The organism is Xanthomonas sp. SHU 199 (assembly GCF_000364665.1).
GTDB lineage: Bacteria > Pseudomonadota > Gammaproteobacteria > Xanthomonadales > Xanthomonadaceae > Xanthomonas_A > Xanthomonas_A sontii.
In genome coordinates this window covers 1-7778 of record NZ_AQOI01000524.1, presented here as the reverse complement: position 1 = coordinate 7778, position 7778 = coordinate 1, and the positions used below count along the sequence as shown (strand labels likewise).

Sequence of the window (7778 nt, the reverse complement as noted above, 5' to 3'; positions counted from 1 at the left end):
TGCCCGCCGCTCCAGTACAGCGCCGCCGCGCCGAGCAGGATCGCCAGGCCGATCAGCGCCCAGCGCAGGCCCAGCCCGCGCGCGCGGTCGTCGCCCTTGCCGCCGACCCAGGCGGCGATGACCAGGGCCGGCAGGCCGGAGAGGGCGAGCGCCAGCGGCGCGATGGCGGCGTGCATGGACATCGGCACCTCAGTACAGCGAGCCGGCGTTGACGATCGGTTGGGTGCCGCGGTCCGAGCACAGCACGGTCAGCAGGTTGCTGACCATGTGCGCCTTGCGCTCCTCGTCCAGTTCGACCACGCCGTTCTTCTGCAGTTCGGCCAGGGCCATCTCGACCATGCCCACCGCGCCGGCGACGATGCGGGTGCGCGCGGCGATCACGGCGTTGGCCTGCTGCCGCTGCAGCATCGCCTGGGCGATTTCCGGAGCGTAGGCGAGGTGGCTGATGCGCGCCTCGATCACGTCCACGCCGGCCTGGGTCAGGCGTTCGTCGAGGTGGCGCTTGAGCTGCTCGCTGATCTCGTTGGGATGGCTGCGCAGCGAGATCTGCCCATCCTCGTGCTGGTCGTAGGGATAGCTGGTGGCCATCGCGCGCAGTGCCGCCTCGGACTGGATGTGCACGAAGCTCTCGTAGTCGTCGACGTTGTAGACCGCCTCGGAGGCATCCATCACCTGCCACACGATCACCGCGGCGATCTCGATCGGGCTGCCGTCCAGCTCGTTGACCTTGAGCCGCCCGCTCTCGAAGTTGCGCACGCGCTGGCTGACCTTGCGCTTGCTGAAGAAGGGGTTGTTCCAGCGCAGGCCCGGGTCCTTGACCGTGCCCACGTAGCGGCCGAACAGGCTCAGCACCGCGGCCTGGTTCGGTTCCAGCGCGTACAGGCCGACCACCAGGAACAGCGCGACGGTCAGCACCGGGATCGCGACCAGCAGGGTCCACGGCATCGCCGACGGCTGCAGCACGCCGGTGGCGATGATCGCGCCGGCGCCGGCCACGAACACCAGGACCAGGCCCACGATCATCGGGATGCCGGGCAGGGAGGAACGGGGCTGCTCTTTCATGGTGGACGTCCTTGGGTGGTTGGACGAAAAGATATCAAATTGATATCAGGTTGCAAGGGGCGGGGAGCGGGGAATCGGGAATGGGGAATCGTGGAAGCGGGTTCATGGGGGCGGGCGGGTCTAGGGGAGCCGGCTACCCGCCTGCGTGCGGCATCCGCTTTTGAGGATCGGTAGGGCGCTGAAGTCGCGAGGTATGAAGGGGCAGGTGCTGCGGCGGCAGCCCGGGTGTCGACTTGGCGGGCGTCGGCGGTGTGCATCCATCGGCCGCGTGCTGTCACGCCGGGGACAGCAGACCCAGCGCTTTTACGATTCCCCAATCCCGATTCCCGATTCCCGGCCGCCGAGGCGGCCACTCACCCGCCGAGAATCAGCACCGGCGAGCGGAAACCGCTGAGGTGGTGGGTGCCGGTGGCGATGTCGCTGCGGTAGCGGCCGGGGATCTCGATCTGGCAGCGTTTGCCGATGCGCACGCCGGGGCCGATGTCGACCTGCCGGCCGAGCGTGGCCTGGGCGCCGATCTGCGCGTCGGCAGCGAGCGTCACGCCGGCCTCGATCCATGCCGAGGCGCCGACCTTGACCGCCGATTCCAGCACCGCCGACGCGCCGATCCAGGCGTTGAAGCCGATGTCGCAGTGCGCATCGACGATGGCGCCGGCGCCGATCGCGCAGTTCTCGCCGACGCGCGCGCTCGCGGCCACCTGCGCGCCGCGGCAGATCAGCGGCGGCATCCTGAAGCCGCGCGCCTTCAGTTCGCCCATCAGCTCCTGGCGGCGGAAGTTGAGGAACTGCGCGCCCCAGGCGACGAAGGCGGTGGCGCCGGTGTCGGCCAGTGCGTGTAGGGCATCCAGGTCGAAGCGGTAGTCCTTGCCCTGGGCCACGTCCACCGGGTGCAGCACGCACTCCGGCGCCGCCTCGGCCCAGGCCGCCAGCGCCCAGCGCAGCAGCGCACCGCTGCCGACCACGTACTTGTCAGAGGACATGGCGGCCCTCCATGACGTCCATGTACCAGCGTTCGATCTGCATGTTGGCGTGCTCGTAGTCGCCCAGCACCGCGCGCGGGGCGCCGGCGCGCAGTCCCGACTGCACCTGCTCCATGATCTCGATGTCCTCGCGCAGTACCTTCTCGGCGCCGTGCAGGTGCCCGAGCAGCACCGCGTCGGAACCCGGATAGCGATGCTTCTTGCGCGCGGTGACGTAGTAGACCAGCAGGTCGGTGCGCTGCGCCGATACCGGCTGGTGGTGCTCGATGATGAAGGAATAGCCACCCGAGCCCGAGGCGATGTGCAGGTTCGGGTACAGCAGCCAGTTCAGATACCAGTCGTCGTTGCCGAAGCGTTCGACGTGCGCGTGCCAGGGGTAGTGCGCCATCGCCACCAACGGCTCGTTGAGCCCGCCGCTGCTGAATTCGCGCAGGCGCGCCAGATGCGCCTCGCGCGAGACGCTGCCCTCGGCGTGGTAGCGGCGCGCCTCGGCGACGCCGGCATCGTCCATCTGCACCTGGAACTTCACCTGCTGCGCCAGCGTGCGCGCATGCACGAAGCGCGGGTGCAGCGCGTCGCGCAGGTTCTCGTAGGCCAGCTTCCAGTTGAAGTCGGCCTCGAAGGTCGCCACCAGCACTTCGTCGTCGAACTGTTCGGAAGCGGCGCGCAGCATCTCCAGCGCCTCCAGCGAGAACTGCGCCTCCAGCGGCATCGGCGCGGGCGACAGGTTCACGAACACCAGCTTGCCGATGCAGGCCACCGCGAAGCGGCGCAGCCGCAGGCAGGCGCGCGCCTCCGGGGCGAGGCGGTAGGCATCGTCCTGGAACGGGATGTTGTCCACGCCGCCGTCGGCGCCGTAGCGCCAGCCGTGGTAGCTGCAGACCAGCGGGCGCACGCCCTGCGGTTGCTGTTGCAGCGGGTTCTGCCGGTGCAGGCACAGGTTGTCGAAGGCGCGCAGTTCGCCGTCGATGTGCTGCACCACCACGTCCACGCCGCAGATCGAGCGGCGCACGAAGGCGTTGGGCTTGTCCAGCAGCATGCGCGGCGCCACGAACTGCCACAGCGGCTTCATCAGGAGCTCGCGCTCGCGCGCAAACCAGGCCTCGTCGATGTAGGCCTCGGCCGGCATCAGCGAGTGCATGGGCGCGCCTCGGCGGTGCGGCAGGGCGTGCCGTGGCGGTGTTCGGCGCTGTGTGCGTGCATGGCGACATCCCCAGTGACGTTGCGGAAGATAGCACCTCGCTGCGCGCCGACGATGGCGTGGCTGGTCCTGTGCCGGGGTGGGGCACTGGCCCGGTAGAATACGGCTCCCCTCTTCGCGCAGGCGCCGCCGCCATGGTCACTCTGGGAACCCCGCTGTCCGCTTCCGCCACCCGCGTGCTGCTGCTCGGCTCCGGCGAACTGGGCAAGGAAGTGGCGATCGAGCTGCAGCGCTTCGGCGTGGAGGTGATCGCGGTGGACCGCTACGCCGGTGCCCCGGCGATGCAGGTCGCGCACCGCAGCCACGTGGTCGACATGCTCGATGCGATGGCGCTGCGCGAGCTGATCGCGCGCGAGCAGCCGCACCTGATCGTGCCGGAGATCGAGGCGATCCACACCGAGACGCTAGTGGCGCTGGAGCGCGACCTCGGCCAGCGGGTGATTCCGACCGCGCGTGCGGCGCGGCTGACCATGGACCGCGAAGGCATCCGCCGCCTGGCCGCCGAGACCCTGGGCCTGCCGACCTCGCCGTACCGCTTCGTGGACACGCCCGAGCAGTACCGCGAAGCGATCGCCGCGGTGGGCCTGCCGTGCGTGGTCAAGCCGGTGATGTCGTCCTCCGGCAAGGGCCAGAGCACGCTGCGCAGCGCCGCCGATATCGACGCGGCGTGGGAGTACGCGCAGACCGGCGGCCGCGCCGGCGCCGGCCGCTGCATCGTCGAGGGTTTCATCGACTTCGAGTACGAGATCACCCTGCTGACCGTGCGCCACGCCGGCGGCACCGCGTTCTGCGATCCGATCGGGCACTGGCAGAAGGACGGCGACTACCGCGAGAGCTGGCAGCCGCAGCCGATGTCGGCGCTGGCCCTGCAGCGCGCGCAGGACATCGCCCGTGCGGTCACCGACGATCTCGGTGGCTGGGGCCTGTTCGGCGTGGAGCTGTTCGTCAAGGGCGACGAGGTCTGGTTCAGCGAAGTGTCGCCGCGGCCGCACGACACCGGCCTGGTCACCCTGGTGTCGCAGGAACTGAGCGAGTTCGCCCTGCATGCGCGTGCGATCCTCGGCCTGCCGATTCCGGCGATCCGTCAGAACGGCCCGTCGGCCTCGTGCGCGCTGCTGGCCCACGGCGAAGGCGTGCCACGCTTCGGCAACGTCGATGCCGCCCTGCAGGCGCCGGACACTGCCCTGCGTCTGTTCGGCAAGCCCAGCGTGCACGGCCACCGCCGCGTCGGCGTGACCCTGGCCCGCGGCGCCGACATCGAACAGGCACGCCAGACCGCCCGCGACGCCGCCGCGGCCCTCACCATCGACCTGGACGCATAAAACGGCGAGCGCCCGGAAAGCGGGGCCAAAGGCACCCGCTTTCCATTCCCCACTCCCGATTCCCCATTCCCGGCCCTCAAGCCGGCGGCGCAAACCGTGCCGCCGCCAGGCGAATGCTCCACACCAGTTCGACCATCGCCAGGTTGTTGAGCAGGGCCTCGCCGCCCAGCACCAGCCAGTAGCCGGCGCCGTCGACCCAGAACGGCACGAACGACCAGTCCGGCAGCAGCAGTTGCGGCTCGCTGTAGAACGCCACGTAGCGGTGCGCGCCGTGCCAGCCGCGCGCGCTCTGGCGCTGGGCGAAGCCGGAGAAGTCGGCCGCGGCCACGCTCAGCGTGTCGGCCTGTTCCTGGTCCAGGCCGGCATGGCCCAGGCAGAAGCCACTGTCGGAGGCCAGCACCGCGCGGCGTTCGGCCGACAGCGGGGCGATCACGTGCTGAGCGAAATCGTCCAGGCGGATTTCCGGGCCCGGCACTGCGCGCCGCAGCAACTGCACCCATTGCTGTTCGCGCGCCTCCTGCAGCAGCCGCTGTGCGTCGCCGCCCACGCGCTGGCGCCATTCCTGCAGCGACAACGCACCGTGCGCACCGAGCAGCAATTGCAGCGCGCGCTGCATGCGGTCGGGCGTGGCGCTGGCAAAGCCGTGCAGTACGCCGTGCGGGGTCGGCATCAGCCAGGTCGGTTCGGAGTTGGTCGGGTCGGGGGCGGTCATCGCGGCGCACTCGCGCTGGAAAAGGACAGGGCGTCGACGTTGCGGCCACCCAGCGGCTCGCGCTGCTGCAGCCAGCGCGCGGTGCTGTCCCAGCGATCGCCCAGGGCCAGCGCATGGCGGCGCAGTTCGCGCGTGGCGAGCATGAAGGCGAGCTTGTCCTGGCAACTGATGCAGTAGTCCAGGAACTCGCGCTCGCAGCGCGCCGCGGCGATCGGTGCGCCGTCGCACAGCGCGTCCACCACCTCGCGCACCATCCGCCGCGAATGGTCCGGGCTAGCCCGACGCACCCGCGCCGGCACGTCGGCGGACGGCCGCGCCAGCACGCTCCAGCGCGTGGCCAGGGCGTTGATCGGCAGCAGCGCGTGGCCCTGGCTGTGGCGCTGGAAGGCCTCGGCCACGTGCGGCGCCAGATGCGCCGCGGCCATCTGCAGCGCCAACTGGCGCAGGGCGACATCGTGCCGCGGCAAGGCCACGAACAGGTCGGCAAGCACGCCCTGGGTCGGTTCGTTGTCGTGCAACTGCAGCGCCGCGTGCAGCCGCGCCAGGTGCGCGGCGGCGTCGCGCGGGTCGCGCAGCAGGGCACGGGCATGGGTGCGCATCACCAGGCGTGCGGGATCGCGAGCGGGAAGCGTGGGCATGGGCGCCTCAGTCCAGCAAGGTGTCGATCAGGTCGATCATGAATTCGGCGTCCTCCGTGGCCATCGCCTCGAAGCCGCGTTCCAGGCCCAGCGCGTCGAGCACCCCCTGGTCGTCGCGATGCGCGGCATCGCCCAGCGCCAGCAGGGCGTCGCGCAGCGCTGGCAGTTGCGGGCCCAGGCGCGGATGCGCCAGCAGCACGTGGCCGATGTCGCACAGCGCGCTTTCCACCAGCGGTCGCAATCGCGCGCGGGTCAGGCGCGACAGGCCGTGGTAGGCGGTGGCCAGGAACAGGCCGGCATCGGCTTCGCCTTCCAGCAGCAGCCGCGCCACCGCGGCGTAGCTGCTGGCCGGGCGCCAGGCGATGCGTTCCGGCTCCAAGTCGGCCGGTTCCAGCAGGCGCAGGCCGATCAGGCGTACGTCGTGATTGGCGGTCAGCGCGATGCGGCAGCCGTAGGGCAGGTCTTCCACGCAGCGTGCCGGCGCCTCGGCTGCGGTCGCGATCACCACCTCGTCGGCGTGCCCGCGCGGCCTGACCAGCGGCAGGTAGCCGCGGTCGCGGATCAACGCGCTGGCGTCGAACGGACTGGCGTACACCAGGTCGACGACGCTGTCGTCCAGCAATTGCCGCTGTTCGGCGGCATCGGCCGGCATCAGCAGGCGCAGGCCGAGGCCGGCGCGGCGTTGCAGCACCGTGCTGAGCAGGTACCAGCCGCCGAAGTATTCGGGCGCGAAGTCCGGCGCGACTAGGAACGTGCAGCTCATGCCAGCGGCTCCGCGCGTTCGTCCTGCAACCACTGCGCGTACAGCGGCTGCAGCGCGTCGATGCGCCGCCGCGACGGCTTGCGCCGCACCGAGGTAAAGCCGACCACGCGGCCGTCGCGGACGTTCGGCAACGCGGTGGCGTAGACCCAGTAGCAGGCGCCGTCGCGGCGCAGGTTCTTGACGTAGCCGTGCCACTTCTCGCCGGCCAGCACGGTGTCCCAGAGTTCGCGGAATGCGCGCCGCGGCATCTCCGGGTGGCGCAGGATGCAGTGCGGTGCGCCGATCAGCAGTTCGCGCGGCCAGCCGCTGAGTTCGACGAAGGCGTCGTTGGCGTGGGTGATGATGCCCTCCAGGTCGGTGCGCGAGACGATCAGGCGCCCGTCCGGATAGGCCACCTCGCGTTCGCTCCAGTACACCGTGCGGCGGCTGCCGTCGTGGTAGCGCAGCTCGGCGCTGCGGTGCGGTTCGTGCGGCGGATCCATCGGCGGCAGCGGCATGGCGGCGCCCTACAGGATCTGTTGCAGCGCCTGCGCGGCGCGCTTGATGTCCAGGAACACCAGGCCGAGCTTGGCGCTGGGCTTGGCCAGCACGGTGAGCACCGCCTCGCGGCCGGCCGCACTCATGATCACGTAGCCGAGTTCGCCCTGGATCAGCACCCGCTCCAGCGCGCCGCGCGCCAGTTCGCGCGCGCTGCGCTCGCCCAGCGCGAGCAGCGCCGCGGACATCGCGCCGACGCGGTCCTCGTCCATGCCCTGCGGCATCGCCGAGGCGATCATCAGCCCGTCCAGGGAGATCAGCGCCGAGGCCTCGATATCGGCGGTGGCGCCATTGAGGCCTTCCAGCGCCTGTTGCAACTGTTGCGTTCGCATGCTCGCCATCCGCTTGCGCATCCCGACCGGGTGCGGGAGGCATTGGACCGCGTCGGCGCAGTCTTGCCCTTGATCTGGATCAAGGCCGATGGCGGTACTCGGCGCAGAGGGCCCGTGCAGGCGAGTCGATCCGACGGGCGGCACCGCTGCCGCGGCGGGACGAGGCGCTCCTTCCGCCCGTGGCGCCTTGCGGCCGGCGCTCGAGGCGGCCGCGCTGGTGGCCGGCCGGGA

Annotated in this window: 9 protein-coding genes; 1 reads left to right on the top strand and 8 read right to left on the bottom strand. The window is 70.8% G+C overall.

What is annotated here, in order from left to right:
• Window positions 1–189: 189 nt before the first annotated feature.
• From D183_RS0115995 to D183_RS0115985, 3 genes are all read right to left on the bottom strand, one after another.
• Window positions 190–1062, bottom strand: coding sequence for an SPFH domain-containing protein (locus D183_RS0115995; protein ID WP_026143690.1), 873 nt, complete (start codon window positions 1060–1062; stop codon window positions 190–192).
• Between the two features lie 353 nt (window positions 1063–1415).
• Window positions 1416–2042 (bottom strand): DapH/DapD/GlmU-related protein, encoded by a 627-nt coding sequence (locus D183_RS0115990; RefSeq protein WP_017909891.1) that lies wholly within the window; start codon window positions 2040–2042, stop codon window positions 1416–1418.
• Window positions 2032–3183, bottom strand: coding sequence for an aromatic ring-hydroxylating oxygenase subunit alpha (locus D183_RS0115985; RefSeq protein ID WP_017909890.1), 1152 nt, complete (start codon window positions 3181–3183; stop codon window positions 2032–2034). The genes D183_RS0115990 and D183_RS0115985 overlap by 11 nt, the downstream gene beginning before the upstream one ends.
• A gap of 194 nt (window positions 3184–3377) precedes the next feature.
• Between D183_RS0115985 and purT the strand changes: the two genes are divergently transcribed.
• Window positions 3378–4565: a formate-dependent phosphoribosylglycinamide formyltransferase gene (gene purT / locus D183_RS0115980; protein WP_017909889.1), complete on the top strand. Its 1188-nt coding sequence runs from the start codon at window positions 3378–3380 to the stop codon at window positions 4563–4565.
• A 76-nt stretch (window positions 4566–4641) separates the two neighbouring features.
• Here purT and D183_RS0115975 read toward each other — a convergent pair whose 3' ends face one another.
• The 5 genes from D183_RS0115975 to D183_RS0115955 are packed head-to-tail and all read right to left on the bottom strand — an operon-like array spanning window position 4642 to window position 7547.
• On the bottom strand, window positions 4642–5277 hold the full coding sequence (locus tag D183_RS0115975; RefSeq protein ID WP_017909888.1) for a hypothetical protein: 636 nt from the start codon (window positions 5275–5277) through the stop codon (window positions 4642–4644).
• Entirely contained in the window at window positions 5274–5915 is a 642-nt protein-coding gene (locus D183_RS0115970; protein ID WP_232757292.1) for a hypothetical protein, read from the bottom strand. The genes D183_RS0115975 and D183_RS0115970 overlap by 4 nt, the downstream gene beginning before the upstream one ends.
• A 7-nt stretch (window positions 5916–5922) precedes the next feature.
• The gene (locus D183_RS0115965) at window positions 5923–6678 is read right to left on the bottom strand and encodes a PhnD/SsuA/transferrin family substrate-binding protein (RefSeq protein WP_017909886.1); all 756 of its coding nucleotides are present in this window, start codon (window positions 6676–6678) and stop codon (window positions 5923–5925) included.
• Window positions 6675–7175: a PAS domain-containing protein gene (locus tag D183_RS0115960; protein ID WP_017909885.1), complete on the bottom strand. Its 501-nt coding sequence runs from the start codon at window positions 7173–7175 to the stop codon at window positions 6675–6677. The genes D183_RS0115965 and D183_RS0115960 overlap by 4 nt, the downstream gene beginning before the upstream one ends.
• A gap of 9 nt (window positions 7176–7184) precedes the next feature.
• Entirely contained in the window at window positions 7185–7547 is a 363-nt protein-coding gene (locus D183_RS0115955; protein WP_026143691.1) for a roadblock/LC7 domain-containing protein, read from the bottom strand.
• Between the last annotated feature and the right edge of the window lie 231 nt (window positions 7548–7778).